We start from the raw sequence: 20,655 nt of genomic DNA on the forward strand, positions 1-20,655 counted from the left end.
CTACTCGACCGCGAACGGCCGCCGGTCAGCCAGTTCGTACAGCGGTTCGATGTCAGCGACGGTGTAGTGTTCGAGCAGTCCGTGGAGTTCCCGGAACGTGAGCGTCTCGCGGGCGTCGACGCTCGCCAGCGCGAGGTAGCGCTCGCCCACCTGCGGCACGTCGGAGTTCGTGACGAACGCCGCCCCGCGCGCCCGACCGAAGCGCCATGTCTCGGGGTCGAGTCCCGTCTCGTAGTCGGCCCACAGCGTCTCCGGACAGTCGATTCCCAGCTCCGCGCAGGCGTCGCCCAGTTTCAGCCTGTGGCCCCACGCCTCGCGCACGTCGTCCATCAGGTCGTCGTGCGGGAGCGCGAGGAGCGCGTCGAGGCGGTCGCCGGGGCCGGCGTCGCCGACTTCCTCACCTGCGAGGTCGGCGCGACCGGGGAGGTGGAGGAAGTCGAACCCGGTGCCGTTGTAGGTGAGGAGGGAGTCGGGGTCGCGTTTCTCCGCCCAGTCACAGACCGCGTCGAGGAGCGCGAGTTCCGACTCGGGGGTGTCGTCCTCGCGGAAGCGGACGGTCGTCTCGACGGGCTCTCCGGGCGCGGGTCGGTGGCCGAGGCCGACCGCGAGTAACTCGAAGAACGTCGAGTCGCGGAACTGCTCGCCCCGCGGTTCGCGGCCGGGACTGACCGTCTCGATGTCGACTGCGAGCGTGCCGGACACGACCGTCGGGAGTCGGCGGAGTGACTTGAACCTTCGCGGTCCGCGGCACCGAACTCGACGCCGAGGACGGGTTCGACGCGGGGGATCGGCCCGGCGCGGGCGCCGACTCGACTGCCGACGCGGTGGCGCCGGGACGCCGCCTCGTCTCCGCCGGAGCGTGTCGCGCCCTCGACGGTGTGTGGATGAATGCTGAGAACAACCATGAAGTTTAATGTAATGCTTCTTCAAGTGCTCACGTAATGGCACGCAATGACGAACCATTCCTGAAGCAGAGTCGTCGCGGCTTCCTCGGTGGCCTCTCGGGGGTGCTCGCGGCGGCGGCGTTCTCTCGGGACGTATCCGCGGAGGACGCGTCGGTCGTCGTGAACGACGAGGACGCGCCGACACGGACCGTCACCTCCCCCGACGGGACAGTCGCGGTGACGGTCGACGTCTCCGACGGCCGCCCGAGCTACGACCTCACCTTCGACGGGCGAACCCTGGTACGGTCGTCCGCGCTGGGATTCGACTTCCGTCGACAACCCGCCTTCGGCGCCACCGCCGGGTCCGGGACCGTAGCGCCCGTCGGGGTCACCGGCAGCGAGAGCGGGGTGGAGACCGAGCGCTGGACGCCGGTGTGGGACCAGTACGACCGCGTCTCCGAGGACTACTCGTACCTCCGCCTCGGGCTCGAGGAGACGGCCTCGCCCGGGCGCCGCGGGACGCTCGAACTCCGAGTCTTCGACGACGGTCTCGGCTTCCGGTTCTGGTTCACCGAGGACTTCGGGGCGAGCGACGACCGGTTCGTCGTCACGTCCGAGAACACCGAGTTCGACTTCGCCGGCGACTACACGAGTTGGTGGATAGAGAACCGGTTCGCACAGCCCGACGGGGAGCCGGGCCGGTTCGAGGCGGAGTACCAGGAGACCCCCCTGAGCGAGATTCCGTCGGGGACCGAACCCCAGATTCCGAGCGGGACGCCGACGAAGGAGGGTGCTCACACGCCGCTGACGATGAGAGCCGCGGAGGACGCCTATCTCAGCGTCCACGAGGCGGACCTGGTCGACTACGCGACGCTCTCGCTGTCGCCGCAGTCGGCGGGGAGCACGACGTTCTCGGCGACGCTCGCGCCGCTTCCCGACGGGACGAAGGTGTCGGCGAGGGCGCCGCACGTGACGCCGTGGCGGACGATTCAGCTCGGTCGCGACCCCGGCGACCTTGTGGAGTCGTCGCTGCTCCCGCTGCTCAACGACGACCTCGACACGTCCGTCCTGCCGACGGTCGGCGGCGAACCCTCGACCGACTGGGCGCAGCCGAAGAAGTATCTTGGCATCTGGTGGCTGATGATTGCGGGCAGCGCCAACTGGGAGTACAAGACGGACGCGGAGGTCCGCGCGGCCGGCGGCAACCCGGCGCAGTACATCCACGGCGCGAAGACCGAGCGGATGAAGCGGTACATGAGCTTCGCGAGCCAGCAGAACATCGACTCCGTGCTCGTGGAGGGGTGGAACGAGGGGTGGGACACCTACCCGGGAGACGGGTCCGGATTCGACTTCTCCGTCGACGGCTCCACGCCGGACTTCGACGTGCCGGCGGTGACGGACTACGGGCAGTCCCTCGACACCCCGGTCGAGATGACCATCCACAACGAGACGGCCGGCAACGCCGTCAACTACGAGGAGCAGATACTCGAGGACGACATCTTCGAGGGGTACGAAGAGAACCACATCCGCTCCATCAAGAACGGGTACGTCTCGAACCAGGGGCTCAACGTCCGGGGCGACGTCGCTCCCGACACCAACCAGCACAGCCAGCTCGCGGTCAACCACCACGAGTTGGTGACGAAGGAGGCCACCGCGAACAGACAGCTCCTCGAACGCCACGAGGCGGTGAAGCCGACGGGCAGGCGTCGGCAGTACCCCAGCCTGGCGGCCGCCGAGGTCGTCAAGGCACAGGAGTACGACGGGTTCGGCGCGCTGGGGTCCGACGTCGACTTCGACCACCACGTCACCCTCCCGTTCACCCGGATGCTCGCGGGTCCGATGAGCTACCAGCCGGGCATCTTCGACATCACGTTCAACGACTCGACGGGCGGGCGCATCGTGACCACCCGCGCGAAGCAGTTGGCGATGTACCCGAACTACTTCGCCGGCATCCAGATGGCCGCCGACCGACTGGAGGCGTACATCAGCCCCGAGTTCGAGGTGGGCCAGTGTCTCCAGGCGCAGGCCGGCGAGTTGGACGGGTTCATCACCGCGGACGTGTGGCGCAACGCCTTCGGTGCTCACTACGTCCCCGTCGACCCGAACCGCGTGGCGTCCGGGTCGTCGGTCTCCTACACCGTTCGGGACGTGCCCGCGGCCGGCGAGTACGACCTCCACCTGCGTTACGCGAGCGCCCCGGAGGAGAACTCGCCGCGCGTCGTCGAGGCCGGCGGACCGGAGTTCACGCTCCGCGTGAACGACGAGACGCGGACGGTGGCGCCCGAGTTCACGTCCTACTGGGACGACTGGCAGGTGTACACCACGTCCGTGACGCTCGACGCCGGCGACAACGAGGTCGCCATCGAACTCGACTACGACGACGAGGGCGAGTTCACCGGCGACGTGGGCGGGCTGAACGTCAACACGGTCGCCGTCACCGAGACGGGCGAGCCGTCCCCGGTACCCGCGGCGTACGAGGGGTACACCCCCGAGAACGAGAACTTCGACGCCGAACCGGAGTTCGCGTTCATCAGCGACGTTCCGGCCGGCGGCTGGGACGACACCAGCGTCCTCTCGGCCGCCATCGGCGACTACGTCGTCACCGCCCGCCGGAAGGACGACGAGTGGTTCGTCGGCGCGATGACCGACGAGTTCGGGCGGGCGCTCGACGTACCCCTCGACTTCCTCGCACCCGACCGTGGCGGCGACGACCGACCCGGCGAGGGGCAGGGGCCGCCCGACTCCCCTGGGAAGCGCAACGGAACGCCCACGGGGAACGGCAACGGGACGCCCGAGGGGAACCGCAAGCCGAGAGGGAAGTCCGGGGCGAACGGCGACGCCGGGCCGCCGTCGGACGGTGGGCCGCCAGAACACGCTGGACGGCCCGAACGGGCCGGGCCACCCGAGGACGCCGGGCCGTCGGACGGACGCGTCCCGAGCGGGCCGAAGTACGTCGCCGAAATCTACTCCGACGGTCTCGACGGGGCGAGCGAGCGGAACCTCACCGACGTGCGCATCGACGAGGCGGTCGTGGACCCCTCGACGACGCTGCTGGCGTCGATGGTCCGGGGCGGCGGGACCGCCGTCCGCATCCGGCCGCCCGAGTCGGGCGAGGTCGACGACCTCCCCGAGTACGAGCGGCCGACACAGGAGTTCGACGTGGACATCGACGGCGAGGCGTTCGTCCAGGAGCCGTTCGTGACCGCGACCGGGTCGAACGACAGCGACTTCGTCGGCGGCACCGACGTCGAAATCCTCGTCGACGGCGAAGTCGAGGCGGAGCAGAACGTCCGCCTGCCGCCGAACGCTGACGACGTGACCGTCGAGTTCGACTTCGCCATCGACTCGCCCGGCGAGTACCGGGTGGCCGTCCGACGCGCGAGCGGCGGGACGCTCGCCAGTCGAACGGTGACCATCACCCCGCCGGCGACCGTCGCCACCCTGTCCGACCCGGCGGGTGACGACTTCGGCCCCGGCGAGTACACGTACCCGACGGACGGGGCGTTCCGACCCGGCGCGTTCGACCTGCGGTCGACCGAGGTCAAGGAGACGGCGTCGCTGCTCCAGTTCACCCTCGAAGTGGACACCCTCTACAACACCTTCGGCGGTACCAACGGCTTCTCGCCGCACATGTTCGTCGTCTGGGTCCGCGACCCGACGAAGGCCGGCGGGTCGACCGAGAGCCTCGACGACCTCGGTGCGAACGTCACCTTCGAGAAGCCGTGGCACTACCGTCTGCGCGTCGACGGCTTCAACGTCGACCTCGTGAACAGTGCCGGCGGCGCCGTGACCGACGACGAGGGGAACCGCGTGACGCCGCGGGTCGCCGCCGACACCGAGGCCGGAACCGTCACCCTCACCTTCGACCGGAGCGCCTTCGGCGACGTCGAGACGACCGCCCTCGAAGCGATTCCGATGGTCCAGTCCGAGGACTTCGGCGGCCTCCGCGCGGTCGACGTCGAGGCGTCCGGGTTCGTCTTCGGCGGTGCGAAGGCCGGTGCGGTGGGTAACGCCCCGCGAATCATGGACCTCGCCACGCCCGAGGACGTGAGCCAGTCGGCGGCGCTCGCCTACGACGCCGAGGCGCTCGCCTCGCTGCCGTTCGTCCCGCTCGACGGGAACTGAACTGAGCGGGAGCAGGGCCGTCCGACCGTGTCCGGTCGAGTCGAAGGGCGGTCGTCGGGTTCCGGCGGTGCGGCCGCTCTATGGCTCTCGGCGACGTCGCCGGACACCCGACTCGAAACGGAAAGGAGCGACGCCGCCGTCAGTACCTCCCAGGTAGCAAACTGTGGCTCCAGTCCGACCGCGAGGAACTGCCCGAACAGCATCACCACGGCGACGCCGACGCCGAACGGGTTGACGACCTTCGTGACGGAGCGAAGCACTACGACCCCAATCAGCGGTCCGTCGCTCGACTCCCACTCCCCGCGGGAGGGGACAGTCGACGTGAGCCGGTAACCCGACCGAGTCGGAACACATGGACCTCGCGTCCGCATCGACCGCGAGCCGTCGCAGGCTCCGAGTCCGCCGGGGGTGTGGGTACCGGCTGAACCTACTGCTTCGACGGGACGGGACCGGCGACGACGCCGACACTCGGCCGATTCGTCCCCTCGGAGCCGTCGCCGTCGTCACAGTTCGGGTCTGGTTCGATGGTATCCGAGAACGGCACCACCGACCGCGGCGACGAGAACGCCGCCCCAGAGAGCCAGCGGCGCCAACTCGCCGCCCCCGAGAAGCGCCGCGCCGGCCAGATACAGCCCGTTCGTGGCCAGAGTCCCCCCCGAGACGGCCAGCAGTCCGCGGGCGGCCCGCTCGCTCGAAGGGGCGGCCGGCAGAAGCCGAATCGCGGGTACGACGCCGAGGAGCGACAGTCCCATCGCGAGCGCCAGGAACGGGTAGATGAGGTTCCCCCGGCCCCATATCGACGCACCGAGCGGTAGACCGGCGAGATACAGCCCACACCCGCCGAGGGCGGGCAGCGTGTCCGACGTGGGGCGTCTCACGACCCACCGTATCCGGAGCGTCCCTTGAGTGTGCCGACTCGGGAGGTGCCGAGAGGCGGTCCTCGCCGATTCGACCGAGGGCGGCAGACTGCCGCCCGTCGAACCGAACCCGCTCACTCCGCGTTCGCGAACGCCCGGTCCTCACCCTCCTCGTCGTCGCCGATTTCCGCCACGACGCGGGCGTGGAACTCCTGCAGGGCCGCCGACTCGTCCTCGGCGAGCACCACGTCGCTCGCCATCAGCGTGGCGAGGCCGAACGCTCGGGGGGAGGGCGAGTCGACCTCGCGGTGGACGACTTCGATTTCGCCGTCGCCGACGGCCTCGAGCACCTCGCGGATACCCGCGACGTTCAGTTTGTCCTCCAGAATCTCGCGGTAGGTCTCCTCCATCACGGCGAAGGAGTCGAGCCCCTCGGCGAAGGAGAGCAGCATCTCGCTGGACACCTGCTGTTCGGCGGCGGACTTCTCGTACCCCTTGTAGCGTTTGAGAATCATCAGCGACCGCGTCGCGTTGATGCGGAAGTAGCGTTTGAGGAGGTCGGTGCCGCCGAGGGCGGAGCGGAGGTCCGCGCTCACCTGTTCGGGGTCGAGGCTCCGGAGGACGCCCGCCACGTCGACTTTCCTGTTGAGCGGCATCGACACCGAGAACCCGTTGTCGGCGACGGCGACCTGGACGTTCGTGTTCGCCTGTCGGGCGCAGTGGTACGCGACGAGTCGGGAGAGGCCGTCGTTGAACCGCCGGCCGTAGTTCGAGTGGACGTAGAAGTGCCGGCGGTACTCCTCGCGGTTCAACTCCTCCTCGACGGCGAGTCGCCCGTCGGTGGAGACCGAATCGAGACCCGTGTAGCGGACCTGTTCGTCGAAGGTCCGGGAGACGGCGCGGACGGAGTTCTCGTCGAGCGGGAACCCGCGGAGCCAGTCGCGGACTGCCGGTTGGCCGCCCGATTCGAGGCGGTCGAGGAGGTCACCCTGGAACGCGAGTATCTCGCGGCCGAGGTCGTACGAGAGCGGGAGGCGCTCGGAGAACCACGAGGGGACCGTCGGGCGCGACGCGGTGCGGTCGACGTACACCTTCGACCCCCTCCGGTACCGGAACTCGAAGTTGTCTCCCCCGAGGACGAACACGTCGCCCTTTTCGAGCGTGTCGAGGTAGTTCTCGTCTAAGTTACCGACCCAGGACTTCTCCCCCCGGATGTAGACGTCGCAGGTGAACGAGTCCGGGATGGTGCCGATGTTCGTCATGTAGATGACGCGGGCCATCCGGCCGCGCTTGCCGACGAGGGGTTCCCCGACCGGGAACTCCTCGTAGTGGAACTCACCGTCAGGGGGGTCGTTGGTGTCGCGCCATATCTTCGCGTAGACGTTCTTCTCCTCCAACCCCTCGTAGTCGGCGGTGAGGTACGAGAAGAGGCGCTCGAAGTCGGTGTCGTCGAAGTTCCGGTAGGGGTACGCCCGAGAGAGGATGTCTCTGACTTCGGACTCGGGTCGAATCGCGTTGATGGCCATCCCGTACACCTGCTGGGCGGCCACGTCGTAGGCGTTCTCGGGGACGAACACGCGGTCGACGAACCCTTCGGTGGCCTTCTTGAGCATCACCGCGCACTCGACGAGTTCGTCGCGGTCGAGCGCCACCACGCGGCCCTCGACGGTCTGGCCGAGCTGGTGGCCCGCGCGGCCGACGCGCTGGAGGAGGGAGGCGACGGACTTCGGGGAGCCGACCTGCACGACGAGGTCGATGTGGGGCATGTCGATGCCGAGTTCGAGCGAGGTGGAGGTCGTGACCACGTCGAGGTCGCCCGCCTTGAGTTGGCTCTCGACCTCCTGTCTGCGCTCCTTCGACAGGGAGCCGTGGTGACAGCCCGAGTTCGACTCGTCGTAGACGTCCGGATGATTCTCCCGGAGGTTGTGCAGGACGCGCTCGGCGCCCGAGCGAGTGTTGGTGAACACGAGCGTGTTCGTGTGATTCTGAATCTGTTCGTGGAGGCCGTCGTAGAACTCCTCCTGCACCTCCCCTCTCGGGGTACCGATGAGGTCGTCCGTCGGGCACTCGAGGCGCACGTCGAGGTCCCGGACGAACCGCGTGTCGACGATGTCGTACTCTCGCGGGTCGCCGCGCTCGTCGCGGCCGACGAGGTACTCCGCCACGGTCGTGAGGGGTTCGACCGTCGCCGAGCAGCCGATGCGGGTCGGGGAGCCGTCGGCCATCGCTTCGAGGCGTTCGAGCGACACCGAGAGGTGCGTGCCGCGCTTGTTCTCGGCGAGGCTGTGTATCTCGTCGACGACGACGTACTCCACCGAGCGCAGTTTCTCCTTGAACTTCGGGGAGTTGAGCAGGATGGCGAGCGTCTCCGGCGTCGTGTTGAGGATGTGTGGCGTCGTCGAAAGCATCTTCTGGCGCTCGCTGGAGGCGGTGTCGCCGTGGCGGATGGCGTGGCGAATCTCGGTGTCGACGCCGCGCTCGGCCATGCGCTCGGAGATGCCTTCGAGGGGCACCGTCAGGTTCCGGTGGATGTCGTTGGCGAGGGACTTCAGCGGGGAGACGTAGAGGCAGTAGACGGCGTTGTCGAGGCCCTCCTCCTGTTCCCTGTCCCGGCGGAACAGTTCGTTGATGATGGCGGTGAAGGAGGCCAGCGTCTTGCCGGAGCCGGTGGGCGCACAGACGAGCGCGTTCTGCCCCTCGTGGATGAGGGGAATGGCCTCGCGCTGCGGGGGGGTAAAGAAGCCGTCGTTGCCGCCGACGTACTCGCCGAACTCGTCGACCCACCACTCCCGCGTGGCGGGTTCGAGCAGGTCGAGGACGGGTTCGTCGTCGATGGCGACCGTCTCGGGGTCGAAGTCGAAGTCGGTGTCGGGGTCCGAGGCGGCGTCGACCAACAGCTCCCGTCCGTTCATCACGTATCTGTTGGTGTCGTAGGATTCCGTGCGTAAGTCGGTTGTGTCCGTGTATTCAGGGTGATGTGGGTTCGGCGTGACTGAAGCTAGCTCGGGGGCAGTTGAGACGGAGTCGGAGACGACCCTCGAAAGCCCCCGGCCGCTGGCCTCGCGCGGCTCGTTGCGCGCCTCGGTCGCTCACTTCGTTCACTCCCTGCGGTGCTTACGTCGCCGTGCTTCGACCAGCGACCGGCCCCTTTCGGAGCCCCGCCCACCACACCGCACAGCCTCACGCCTCCCCAACCTCCGAGCGGCCGCGACGGAGCGCGGCCGTGGTCCCTCACGCGAATCCGACGCGACACGGGGGTCGCGTCGGCGCGCGCCGGCAGCCCCTCCGTGGTTCCCGTGAGCCGAAGGCGAAACGGGAGCCAGCGAGGCGAGCAAAGCGAGTCTCGCGTTGGCTGCCGCACCCGTGCGAGGGCTGACTGAGCGAACGAAGTGAGCGAAGGAAGCGGTTGGGGAGGACGAGGGGGGTTGCTGTCGGGTGGGGCTCCGAAAGGGGCCGTGCGGTCGGCGGTTCTGCCGAAGTAAGCACCGCAGGGAGCGAAGCGACCGAGGCGCGCAGCGAGACAGAACCGCCGAGCGTGCGGGGGCTTTCGTGGGTCTTCTTCGGTACAGCGATTCCGGCGACGTGGAAGCCATCAACTCCGTCGTGAACGCCGAAGAATCAGAACACCCAGTACAGTACCCTTAAGCGCCCGCCGTCTCCTCGATAGGATAGAACAATGACCGTCTGCAGCGCCCCGGGCAAGGTCTACCTCTTCGGGGAGCACGCCGTCGTCTACGGGGAGCCCGCCGTCCCCTGTGCCATCGAGCGCCGGGCGACCGTCGCCGTCGAACCGCGCGACGACGACCGCATCCGCGTCGAGGCCCGCGACCTCTCGCTCAACGGGTTCACCGTCGAGTACGCCGGCTCGACCGGCGAGCGTCCCGACGTCGACGTCCCGACCCCCCTCGTCGAGGCCGCGGTGGGGTACGTCGACGAAGCAGTCGCACAGGCCCGCGACGCGCTCGACGCCCCCGAGAAGGGGTTCGACATCACCGTCGAGAGCGACATCCCCCTCGGCGCCGGGTTGGGCTCCTCCGCCGCCGTCGTCGTCGCCGGCATCGACGCCGCGACCCGCGCCTGCGGCGAACCCTTGGACGACCGCGAACTCGCCGACCGGGCCTACCGCGCCGAACACGAGGTGCAGGAAGGACAGGCTTCCCGCGCCGACACCTTCTGCTCGGCGATGGGCGGCGCAGTGCGAGTCGAAGGCGACGACTGCGACCCCATCGACACTCCCTCGCTCCCGCTCGTCGTCGGCTTCGACGGCGGCGCGGGCGACACCGGCGAACTGGTGGCTGGCGTGCGCGAACTCCGCGAGGAGTACGGATTCGCCGCCGACACCGTGAGAACCATCGGCGACCTCGTCCGCGAAGGGGAGGCTCTCCTCGCCGACGCCGACCCGGACGAGCCGGCGAGCGCCGACCTGCTCGCCGAACTCGGCGGGCTGATGGACTTCAACCACGGCCTGCTCGAAGCCCTGGGCGTCTCCTCGCGCTCGCTGGACGCGATGGTGTGGGCCGCGCGGACGGCGGAGGCCCACGGCGCGAAGCTCACCGGCGCCGGCGGCGGGGGCTGTATCGTCGCGCTCGACCCGACCGAGGAGACCGAGACGGCGCTGAAGTTCACTCCCGGCTGTGAAGACGCCTTCCGGGCCGAACTCGCCGAGGAGGGCGTCCGGGTGGAGGCACCGTAGGATGGTCACCGTCCTCAAACTCGGCGGGAGCGTCATCACGCGAAAGGAGCGCCCGGAGACGGTCGACGAGCGGACGCTGACCGAGGCGGCGGACGCCGTCGCCGCGGCGGTCGTCGGCCCCGACCCGGCGACTTCGGACCTCGTGCTCGTCCACGGCGGCGGGAGCTTCGGTCACCCACACGCCAAGGAACACGGCGTGACGACCGCGGAGGGGACGAGCGACTTCCGCGCCGCCATGGACATCCACGGCGCGATGCTGACGCTCAACGAGGCCGTGCTCTCCCGACTCCACGACCGGAACGTCCCCGCGCTCCCCGTCCACCCGCTCTCGGCGGCGGCCCGCGACGAGGACGGAACCCTCTCGTACGCCGTCGACACCGTCGAGACGATGCTCGGCGAGGGGTTCGTCCCCGTCCTCCACGGCGACGGCGTCGTCCACGCGGGCGAGGGCGTGTCGGTGCTCTCCGGCGACGAACTGGTCGTCCGACTCGCGGCCGACCTCGACGCCGACCGGGTCGGCCTCTGTTCGACCGTCCCGGGCGTTCTCGACCTCGACGGCGCCGTCGTCCCCGAAATCGGCGCCTTCGAGGACGTCCACGACTACCTCGGCGGGAGCGACGCCACCGACGTGACCGGCGGGATGGCCGGCAAGGTCCGCACCCTCCTCGAGACCGGCGTCCCGGCCCACGTGTTCGGCCCCGACGCCATCGACGAGTTCCTCGACGGCGGCTCGCCGGGGACGCGAATCGACTCGCGGTAGCGTCGGTCCCGCCGGTGCGAAGCGAACGGCGCCTCACGCCGGCGGCAGCGTCGAGAGTCCCGGGTCGAGTCTGAGGTCGTCGGGCACCGAGTCGACCGCGCGCGTCTCCTGTGTGAAGCTTCCCCGGTAACTGAGGATATGACCGGCCAGCGGGTTCTCGACGGTCGCGAGCACGTGGAAACGCTCGTCGGCCTCGTCGTAGCGGTCGCGCACCTCGACCGAGGCGGCTAGGGCCTCCGGGAGCGGGACGTACCGGTCGCCGACGTGGAGCCACTGTCGCCCCGCCTCGACGACGAGCGCGCCGGCCTCCACGCGGGGGTGGAGTTCGGTGGCGATGCGCCCCATCCGGCCGAGGAAGTCGAGCAGGCGGTCGTTCCCGGCGTCCCACACCGTCGAGGAGTCGAAGCGCCGGCGCCGCCCGGGGAAGACGAACTCCCGGCGCGTCGTGAGTACCTCGTGGCCCGCCTCGCTCCGATAGCCTGCCGTCGTCACCGCGAACGGCACGTCGTGGCCGGCCTCGGGAAAGAGCAGGTCCTCCGCGGTCATGGCGTACAGCGCGGGGAGGACGTGCGTGCCGCGACTGATGTCCATCTCCCCGCGGCCGACGCAGACGGCGGGGTCGTCGGAGTCGAGGGCGTAGCGGTCGCGGACCATGGGGTGGAGGGCTTCGGCCTCGCCGCCGAGAGCACGTTCGTAGACGCCGGTCATGGTCGGGACTCGGGGCGGCGGGGGTATAGCAGTTGGTGCGCTGACCATGGGGCCTCGTCGGCGACGACGCGCCTACACGCCGTCCGCGAACTCGACCGACACCGACCCGTCGTCGACGTACACCTCCACCTCGTCGAACCCGTCGCTCCCGCAGAACCCCGCGGAGGCGCTCGCGGTCTCCCCGTTTTCGAGCCGGGCGCCCGCCTCGAACTGCCGAGCGAACAGGAGGCCCGGTCCGGGGAGCTGCCGGTCGACGGTCGCCGTCTCGCCGGCGGCCACGTCGAGGCGCTCGTCTATCTTCGTGTCACCGTCGACCACGACCGTAACCGTGACCTCGTGGTCGGTGTCGTCGTCGTTGACCACCTGGGCGCCCCGTGGCTGTTCGAACGGGGTGTCGGTACAGCCGGCGAGCAGCGGGAGCGCGGCGACGCCGGAGAGTCGAAGGAGCCGTCGTCGGGAGGAGGGGACCATCGGTCGGATACTCGATAGGTCGGTTTGTAGTGGTTTCGGGAAGGGGGTCCCGTCCGTGAGCGGACGGGGCAGAACGGAGGGAGGGCCGGACCGCACGTCGGCGGGGCACCGGACGACGAGCGGGGGGAGGCCCGCCGACCATGCACGCTTCGCTACGCCGGACGAAGATATAGCCCCTGCGTACGGTCAAAGAACGGTTTTAGTCTAGGTGACCGACGAGTCCCGGAGTACGAGAGTCGGGTCGGAATCGACTACTCGATGACGACCAGCACGTCGCCCATGTCGACGCTCTCGCCCTCCTCGACGAGCACCTGCGTGACGGTGCCGCCGGACTCGGCGACCACGTCGTTCTCCATCTTCATCGCCTCCAGCACGCAGAGCACGTCGCCGGATTCGACCTCGTCACCCTCGCCGACCTCGACGGAGAGGATGGTCCCCTGCATCTCGGCCTCGACGGTCTCGCCGTCGCCCTCGATTTCGACGGCGTCGCTCCCGCCGTCGTCGTCGCTCGTCGCCTGCGGCGGGCGCTTCCGACCGCCGGAGCCGCCCGAGCGACCGCCGCTGCCCGTCGGGATGGCGGGGGCGCCGCGCTCCTCCAGGGAGACTTGGAAGCGCTTGCCGTTCACCTCGACGGTGAAGTCACGCTCCGTGACCTCCTCGTCCTCGTCGTCGCCGTCGCTCCCACCCTGTGGGCCCCACTCGTCGACGGCCGCCTGAATGCGGGACTTGTCGAGTTCCTCGTCGAGGTACTTCGTCGTGTGGTTCCCCTCGCGGAAGCGCTCGTCGGTGAGCATCAACCGGTGGAACGGGATGATCGTGTGGAAGCCTTCGATCTCGAACTCGGCGAGCGCGCGCTCCGAACGCGCGAGACACTCCTCGCGGTCGGAGGCGGTGACGATGAGTTTCGCGATCATCGAGTCGTAGTCCGTCACCAGGTCGTCGCCCTGTCTGATGGCGTCGTCCATGCGGACGCCGATGCCGCCCGGTGGGTCGTACGTCTCCAGTTTGCCACCCGGTGCGGGTGCGAAGTTGTTCGCCGCGTTCTCCGCGTTGATGCGGAACTCCATCGAGTGGCCCTCTATCTCCACGTCGTCCTGCGAGAAGGCCAGTTCCTCGCCGCTGGCGACGCGAATCTGCCACTTCACGATGTCGATGCCGGTGACCTGCTCGGTACAGGTGTGCTCGACCTGGATGCGGGTGTTCACCTCCATGAAGTAGAACTCCCCGTCCTCGACGAGGAACTCGACCGTCCCCGCGTTGGTGTAGTCGGCGGCCTTCACCCCGCGGCGAGCCGCGTTACCGATCTCCTCGCGGAGTTCCTCGTCGAGCGCGGGCGACGGCGCCTCCTCGATGACCTTCTGGTGACGGCGCTGGAGCGAGCAGTCGCGTTCACCCAGGTGGCGGGCGTTGTCGTGGTGGTCGGCGAGAATCTGCACCTCGATGTGTTTCGGCGCTTCGAGGTACTTCTCGACGTAGACCGAGGCGTTGTCGAAGTACGCCTCACCCTCGCGCTGGGCCGTCTCCAACTGCTCTTCGACCTCCGCCTCGTTCTGCACGACCTTCAGCCCGCGGCCGCCGCCGCCACCCTCGGCCTTGATTGCGACCGGGTAGCCGTACTCGTCGGCTATCTCCTTGACCTCCTCGGCGGACTCGACGGGGTCGGTCGTACCGGGGACGACCGGCACGTCTGCCTCCTGCATCAGCTTCCGTGCCTTGGTCTTCTCGCCGAGGCGCTCCATCGCGTCGGCGGACGGGCCGACCCACGTCATCTCGGACTCCTCGACCTTCGCGGCGAACTCGGCGTTCTCGGCGAGGAACCCGTACCCCGGGTGGACGGCGTCGGCGCCGGCCTTCCGGCCCGCCTCGATGACGGCCTCGTGGTCGAGGTACGAGTCGGCTGCGCGGGCGGGGCCGACGTTGTACGCCTCGTCCGCGTAGCGCACGTGGCCGCTGTGCTTGTCGGCGTCGCTGTAGACGGCGACAGTTCTGACGCCCAGTTCCTCGCAGGCGCGCATCACCCGGACGGCGATCTCCCCTCGGTTGGCGACGAGAACCTTGCTGAACATTCCTTGGAATCCAATTCATGCATGGCCCACCTGATTCTATCGGTCCTCGGTGGGGGGTGGAGGGGGAGCGGAGGGGTTCACGTCAACTCACACCCAGTCGGGGTTGACGACCCGAGGTGGATTCGGCGACCCCCCGAGCGGCGGCGACGACCCGCCGGATACCTGGCAGACGACGGACCCGACGACCGTCACGGGCGGCGCTCCGGAAAGGACCCGGGGGCTTCCGTGGAGGACCGGGGGCTTCCGTGGAGGACGAAATCGACCGTCGTACTCCGCCTGCTCGACTGGCCACCGCTTCGAACGACACGAGGTCTTATCACCCCGTAACGGCCTCTCACGAGTAGACACCACTATGACCGGCATCGTCGAGCACGTCCACCTGGCACCCGAGAGCGGTGCCGCCGTCGAGTCGCGCGAGCGCGTCGAGGCCGTCGCTGGTCGCGGCCTCCGCGGCGACCGCTACTTCGGCGCCGAGGGCGCCTTCTCGCAGGGGAGCGACGACGACACCGCCGACCGCGCGGTCACCCTCATCGAGGCCGAGGCGCTCGACGCGGTCGAGGACGACTACGACATCGGGCTGGAACCGGGCGAACACCGACGGAACGTGACCGTCCGCGGCGTCGCGCTCAACCACCTCGTCGGTCGACGCTTCCGCGTGGGCGAGGCCGTCTGCGAGGGCGTCGAACTCTGTGAGCCCTGTAACTACCTCGAACGGAGTCTGTCGAAGCGGGGCGTCGAGGACGCGCTGGTCCACCGGGGCGGATTGCGGGCCCGAATCGTCGAGAGCGGCGAGATAGCCGTCGGCGATTCGGTCGTCTCGGTGGCTTCGGAGTCCGACTGAGAGCGTGTCGGTAGTACGAGAGCCGGGTCGATAGCCCACGAGAGCGCTCTCGAAAACTCCCGCCCTGCCGGCTGCTCCACCGGTCGTCGTCACCGCCAGGAGCGGTGAGTCGCCGGGTGCCACCGCCTCGGCGCGTGACGACACACCGGACCGAGCCGTGCTACTCCACCAACCGTTCCATCACCGCGGCTTCGGCCTTCCGGAGGTGGTCCGAGACGGTGCTCGGCGAGAGCGAGAGCGCCGCCCCGAGCTCCTCCAGGGTGGCCTCCCGCGGGACGGCGTAGTACCCCAGGTCGACCGCGGCCGCGACGACCTCGCGCTGGTGGTCGGTGAGCGCGGCGCCGACGCGGGCGTGTCGGCGGTCGTACTCGCCGACGCGGTCGACCTCGACGGCCATCGAGTCGGGGATAGCGTCGACGACCGCCGAGAGGTCCTCGCCCTCGCCGACGACGGTGAACTTCGTCGCGCCGTCCTTCGCGTACACGACGGGCGGGACGACCACGAGGTTGCGCCGGGCGAACGCCTCCCGGAAGGCCAGGTCGCTCTCGCGGGTTCGCTGGTGGACGTACGAGTAGAAGGAACGGTCGTCGACGGGCGTGAGGTCGTAGTCGGCCACGGACTCCACGTCGTCGATGGCCGCCTCGTAGGCGTCGATATCGCCGACCACGTAGAACAGCGCGTCCTCGTGGTCCTCGTCGGCGCCGAAGTTCCAGATGAGCAGGTCCTCGCGCTCCATCCCGTCGTGTTCGACGAGGAAGCTCTGCATCGGGTGACGCGTCTCCGGCGGTTCCCGGAGCGTGAGATGCAGGTACTTCACGGCTCGGTGATAGGAGGTGGCTGATAAATAACCCCACATGCACGACCGAACGTCGAAGGGCCGGAGCGACGAACACACGTGTATGAACGAGACTGCCCCCGACGCCGACACCAGGGCCGACGAGGTGGCTCCCGCCGACGACGCGACCATCGGCGACGACGACGCGACCATCGGCGACGCGAAACGGCCCGCCCCGGATGCGGCGGACTCGGACCGCCTCGACCCGCCGTCGGCCCCGCGTCCGCCTCGACCCGACGGGTGGCCCCTCGTCGGCAACACGTTCCAGTTCCTGCGCGACCCGTACGGCTACTACGAGACGCTCGCCCGCGAGGGGGACGTGGCCGGCTACAGCATCGCCGGCAACGAGTTCGTCACCCTGCTGCGTCCCGAGTACGTCAAGCGCGTCCTCGAGAACGACGTGGCCGAGTTCCGCAAGCCGGACCTCCTGCGACGCTCCGGCGGGTCGTTCATCGAGGAGGGACTGTTCCTGCAGGACGGCGAGGAGTGGCGTCGGAACCGCACGGCGATGCAGCCGACGTTCTACCGCGAGCGCATCGAGGCCTACGGCGAGTCGATGGCGCGAATCGCCGAGGGGCGCGCCGACTCGTGGCGAGACGGCGAGGTGCTCGACCTGACCGAGGAGTTGTCGGCGTTCACCCTCGACGTGCTGACGAAGACGCTGTTCGACGTGGAGATGGACGAACGCGCCGAGGTCATCCACGACGCGACGCTCGCCGTACAGGAGCGCGCCGACGCCTCTTCGTTGACGGCGTTCCTCCCCAACTGGGTGCCGACGCCCGCGAACCGGCGGTTCGACCGCGCGACGGCCGCGTTCGACGACCTCGTCGGGGAGCTAATCGCCGAACGGCGCGCCTCGACGAGCGACGAGGCCGGCGACCCGCCGGGCGAGGACCTCCTCTCGCTCCTGCTCGCCGTCTCCTTCGAGGACGGGTCGGGGCTGTCCGACCGGAAACTCCGGGACCACCTCGTCACGATGCTCTTTGCCGGCCACGAGACCTCCTCGCTGGCGCTGTCGTACGCGATTCTCTTGCTCTCACAACACCCCGAGAAGGCCGACCGACTGCGCGAGGAGGTCGAGACGGTCGCCGGCGACGGCCGACTCGGCGCCGCCGACGTTCGTCACCTCGACTACACCGACCGGGTGCTGACGGAGACGCTGCGGCGCTACCCGCCCGCCGCCGTGCTGTTCCGCGAACCGGTCGAGCCGACGACGGTCGGCGGCTACCGGGTCGCCCCCGGCACCACGCTCACGCTCCCGGCGTTTCGCATCCACAACGACCCGCGCTGGTACGACGACCCCGACGCGTTCCGTCCCGAGCGCTGGACCGACGAGATGGAGGCCGACCTCCCCGAGTACGCGTACTTCCCGTTCGGCGGCGGGCCGCGCCACTGCATCGGGATGCGCTTCGCCACGCTGGAGATGAAACTCGCACTGGCGACGTTCGTCCGTCGATGGGCGTTCGACCTTCGTTCGGACCCGGACCCCGACTTCGTCGCGGCGGGGACGATGCGGCCCGAGGAGCCAGTTCGGGTCCGGGTTCGGTCGCGGACGGAGTGACGGGGGTGCCGAGTCGAAATCGACAGACTGCGTCGGGAGACGGATAAATCCCCGATACTCACAGCCCCCGCGTCCAAGCACGTTTCGCGCGCGGTTTCTATCGCAATGTCCGCTCAGTCTATCGAGGACCTGTTCGTCGAAGGTCTGCAGGAGATGTACTACACGGAACAGCAGCTTACGGACGCGCTGGAGGACCTCGAGTCCAGTTCGTCGAGTGAAGACGCGAAGAACGCCTTCTCCGAGCACCGCGAGGAGACGCAGCGTCACGTCGAGCGGCTGGAGGAGGTCTTCGACTCCATCGGCCACGAGGCCGAGGCGCACGAGGACCCCGTCGTCGACGCGATGATTCGGCAGCACGAGGAGTTCGTCGACGGCGACCCGGACGCCGAGGCGCTCGACCGCTACAACATGCTCGCCGCACAGAAGTCGGAGCACTACGAAATCGCCTCCTACGGGACGCTCACGTCGCTGGCCGAGAAGCTCGGCCACGACGACGCCGCCGATACCCTCGAGAGCATCCTCCGCGAGGAAGAGCAGGCGCTGGACGAGGTCGCGGAACTCACCGAGCAGTTCGACCAGCAGACGGTCGAGGCGTCCCAGTAACTCCTCACCGCACCCTTTTTCGCTTCTACCCCGGGAACGCCGCGTCGACGAGCGCCCGCTCACCCTTCCGCAGCAGCGTCGACGCCGCGCTCTCCGAGCAGTCGAGCGCGTCGGCGACCGCCGCGAGCGACGCCTCGCGCGGGACCTCGTAGTACCCGAGTTCGCGGGCGGTCCGGACGGCCTCGAACTGTCGGTTCGTGAGCCGCCCCGCGAGCGAGGTCGCGGGGTGGCGATGGTCGCTCAGGCGGTCGACCTCGACGCCGACCTCGTCGGGGAGGTCGGCGACGACCCCGCGGAGGGCGTCGGGGTCGCCGAGGACGGTCAGCCGGACGACGTCGGTGTCCAGATACACGACCGGCGGGACGACGACGAGCCGGCGCTCCTCGAACGTCTCCCAGAGGGCCACGTCGGCGGGCGTCGTCTCCATCTCGGCGTAGAGGTAGAACGTGTCGTCGTCGATGGGGGCGAACTCGACCGACTGTACCGGGTCGAGGTCGGCGACGGCCGCCCTGACGACCGCGAGGTCGCCGGCGACGACGGAGAGAAAGGAGACGGTGCCGTCCGCATGGCCCTGCCACGCGACCATCTCCTCGCGTTCGACGGCCGCCTCCGCCGACTCGGGGACCGGAAGACGCATCGGCGGCGGGAGCCGGAGCGTCACGTCGAGGGACTTCACGCCCCGAGTCGCGGCGGGACTGATAAAAAGGTTCAGCCGTTCGCGGCAACGACGAGGGGGGTCCGCCGCCGACTTCGACGTGATGACCGACGCAGACCCACTCGCCGACCGACGTTCCCGAGCGCCGACCGACCGGGAGGAGTCACCGGCGCCCGCAGCGGCCGCCATCGATTCGGAGCGCGACGACCCCGAAGTCGCTCCATCGCCGCCGGAGCACGACGGGCTTCCACTCCTCGGTAGCACCCCCGCGCTGCTCCGGGAGGGGCTCGCGTTCGGCGACCGTCTGCAGGAGCGGGGGGACGTGGTCGCCTACGACGCGCTGGGCGAGCGGTTCGTCGCCGTCTTCGACCCCGCGCTCGTCGAGGCGGTGCTCGTCTCCCGGAGCGACGAGTTCCGGAAGGGGGAGTACGAGACCGAATTCCTCTCGTTGCTCGCGCCGGAGGGGCTCGCCACCGTCGAGGGCGAGCGCTGGCGCCGCCAGCGTCGGCTGCTCCAGCCTGCGTTCACGCCCGCGCGACTCGGGACGTTCGCCGAGACGATGGTCGACGACGCGGCGACGATGACCGACGGCTGGGCGGACGGCGAGGTCGTCTCGCTTCGCGACGACCTGTCGTCGTACACGCTGTCGGTGCTCGCCCGGACGCTCCTCGACGTGGACCTCGACGCCGAGCGCGGCGCGACCGTCCGCGAGGCCGCCGACTCCATCGCCGGGCTGACGACGAGCGCCTGGTCGTTCGCCCCCGACTGGCTCCCGACCCCGCCGGAGCGCCGCTACCGGCGGGCCATGGCCGACCTCGACGACCTCGTCGGGACACTAATCGAGGAGCGCCGCGGGGCGCCCGGCGACGGTAGCGAGCACGACGACCTGCTGACGGCGATGCTCGACGCCGCGTTCCCGGACGGGTCGACGATGGACGAGTCGACGGTGCGCGACCAACTGGTCACGTTCCTCTTCGCCGGCCACGAGACCACCGCGACGGCGCTCTCGTACGCCTGCTGGCTGCTCGGCGGCCACCCGCAGGTCCGCTCCCGACTCGACGAGGAACTGGCGGGCGTGCTCGACGGGCGCGACCCGACGCTCGCGGACCTCCCGGCGCTCGACTACACCGAGGCCGTCGTGCGGGAGGCGATGCGGCTCTTCCCACCCGTCTACAGCCTCTACCGGCAGCCGAAGACGGACACGACGCTCGGCGGCTACGCGATTCCCGCGGACGCGACGCTCCAGCTCGCGACGTATCACGTCCAGCGCGACTCGCGGTGGTGGGACGCCCCCGGCGAGTTCAGACCGGAGCGGTGGCTGAGCGGAGATTTCGAGAGCGGCAGCGGGGGCGACGGCGGCGTGAGCGACGACGGCGACGCCGACCGACCGGAGTACGCCTACTTCCCGTTCGGCGGCGGTCCCAGACACTGCATCGGCATGCGGTTCGCGACGATGGAGACGAAACTCGCGCTCGCGACTATCGCACGACGGGTTCGCTTCGAGCGCGCCGGCGCCGTCGAGCCGGCACCGCGCCTCGTGCTCGACCCCGGCGAGGTCCGGATGCGGGTCCGGACGCGGTGACCGTCCGAAATATC

The 20,655-nt window shown here is 69.4% G+C and carries 15 protein-coding genes; 7 read left to right on the top strand and 8 right to left on the bottom strand.

What is annotated here, in order from left to right; genetic code table 11:
* Entirely contained in the window at positions 1-702 is a 702-nt protein-coding gene (locus N5095_RS10230; RefSeq protein WP_267622701.1) for a 3'-5' exonuclease family protein, read from the bottom strand.
* A 239-nt stretch (positions 703-941) separates the two neighbouring features.
* On the opposite strand from N5095_RS10230, the gene N5095_RS10235 reads away from it, so the two are divergent.
* The gene (locus N5095_RS10235; RefSeq protein ID WP_267622703.1) at positions 942-5,009 is read left to right on the top strand and encodes a glycoside hydrolase family 97 N-terminal domain-containing protein; all 4,068 of its coding nucleotides are present in this window, start codon (positions 942-944) and stop codon (positions 5,007-5,009) included.
* 503 nt (positions 5,010-5,512) lie between these two features.
* Here the strand turns inward: N5095_RS10235 and N5095_RS10240 are convergent.
* Complete coding sequence (locus N5095_RS10240; protein ID WP_267622704.1) at positions 5,513-5,887, bottom strand: hypothetical protein; 375 nt, start codon at positions 5,885-5,887, stop codon at positions 5,513-5,515.
* A gap of 113 nt (positions 5,888-6,000) precedes the next feature.
* Complete coding sequence (locus tag N5095_RS10245; protein WP_267622706.1) at positions 6,001-8,778, bottom strand: ATP-dependent helicase; 2,778 nt, start codon at positions 8,776-8,778, stop codon at positions 6,001-6,003.
* Between the two features lie 764 nt (positions 8,779-9,542).
* Between N5095_RS10245 and mvk the strand changes: the two genes are divergently transcribed.
* A complete protein-coding gene (gene mvk / locus N5095_RS10250) occupies positions 9,543-10,559 on the top strand; it encodes a mevalonate kinase (protein ID WP_267622707.1) in 1,017 nt (338 codons plus the stop codon).
* 1 nt (position 10,560) lies between these two features.
* Complete coding sequence (locus N5095_RS10255; protein WP_267622708.1) at positions 10,561-11,319, top strand: isopentenyl phosphate kinase; 759 nt, start codon at positions 10,561-10,563, stop codon at positions 11,317-11,319.
* A 33-nt stretch (positions 11,320-11,352) separates the two neighbouring features.
* Here N5095_RS10255 and N5095_RS10260 read toward each other — a convergent pair whose 3' ends face one another.
* The 3 genes from N5095_RS10260 to N5095_RS10270 form a co-directional block, all read right to left on the bottom strand.
* Positions 11,353-12,027, bottom strand: coding sequence for a DUF4166 domain-containing protein (locus tag N5095_RS10260; RefSeq protein ID WP_267622709.1), 675 nt, complete (start codon positions 12,025-12,027; stop codon positions 11,353-11,355).
* A 72-nt stretch (positions 12,028-12,099) separates the two neighbouring features.
* Entirely contained in the window at positions 12,100-12,498 is a 399-nt protein-coding gene (locus N5095_RS10265) for an Ig-like domain-containing protein (protein ID WP_267622710.1), read from the bottom strand.
* Between the two features lie 251 nt (positions 12,499-12,749).
* Positions 12,750-14,564, bottom strand: coding sequence for an acetyl-CoA carboxylase biotin carboxylase subunit (locus N5095_RS10270; protein WP_267622711.1), 1,815 nt, complete (start codon positions 14,562-14,564; stop codon positions 12,750-12,752).
* A gap of 352 nt (positions 14,565-14,916) precedes the next feature.
* Here N5095_RS10270 and N5095_RS10275 point away from each other — a divergent pair, with 352 nt between their 5' ends.
* Positions 14,917-15,405, top strand: a complete 489-nt coding sequence (locus N5095_RS10275) for an MOSC domain-containing protein (protein ID WP_267622712.1) — start codon at positions 14,917-14,919, stop codon at positions 15,403-15,405.
* 160 nt (positions 15,406-15,565) lie between these two features.
* Here N5095_RS10275 and N5095_RS10280 read toward each other — a convergent pair whose 3' ends face one another.
* Complete coding sequence (locus N5095_RS10280; protein WP_267622713.1) at positions 15,566-16,222, bottom strand: helix-turn-helix domain-containing protein; 657 nt, start codon at positions 16,220-16,222, stop codon at positions 15,566-15,568.
* An 82-nt stretch (positions 16,223-16,304) separates the two neighbouring features.
* Between N5095_RS10280 and N5095_RS10285 the strand changes: the two genes are divergently transcribed.
* Both N5095_RS10285 and N5095_RS10290 read left to right on the top strand, forming a co-directional pair.
* Positions 16,305-17,801, top strand: a complete 1,497-nt coding sequence (locus tag N5095_RS10285) for a cytochrome P450 (protein WP_267622714.1) — start codon at positions 16,305-16,307, stop codon at positions 17,799-17,801.
* A 105-nt stretch (positions 17,802-17,906) separates the two neighbouring features.
* Complete coding sequence (locus N5095_RS10290) at positions 17,907-18,404, top strand: YciE/YciF ferroxidase family protein (RefSeq protein WP_267622715.1); 498 nt, start codon at positions 17,907-17,909, stop codon at positions 18,402-18,404.
* Positions 18,405-18,429: 25 nt separating this feature from the next.
* Here the strand turns inward: N5095_RS10290 and N5095_RS22365 are convergent, their stop codons facing one another.
* Positions 18,430-19,080, bottom strand: a complete 651-nt coding sequence (locus N5095_RS22365; protein ID WP_267622717.1) for a helix-turn-helix domain-containing protein — start codon at positions 19,078-19,080, stop codon at positions 18,430-18,432.
* 82 nt (positions 19,081-19,162) lie between these two features.
* Here N5095_RS22365 and N5095_RS10300 point away from each other — a divergent pair, with 82 nt between their 5' ends.
* On the top strand, positions 19,163-20,641 hold the full coding sequence (locus tag N5095_RS10300; protein ID WP_267622718.1) for a cytochrome P450: 1,479 nt from the start codon (positions 19,163-19,165) through the stop codon (positions 20,639-20,641).
* The last annotated feature ends 14 nt before the right edge of the window (positions 20,642-20,655 follow it).

The sequence above is a fragment of the Halobium salinum genome, assembly GCF_026586625.1.
In the GTDB taxonomy this organism is placed as follows: Archaea; Halobacteriota; Halobacteria; order Halobacteriales; family Haloferacaceae; genus Halobium; species Halobium salinum.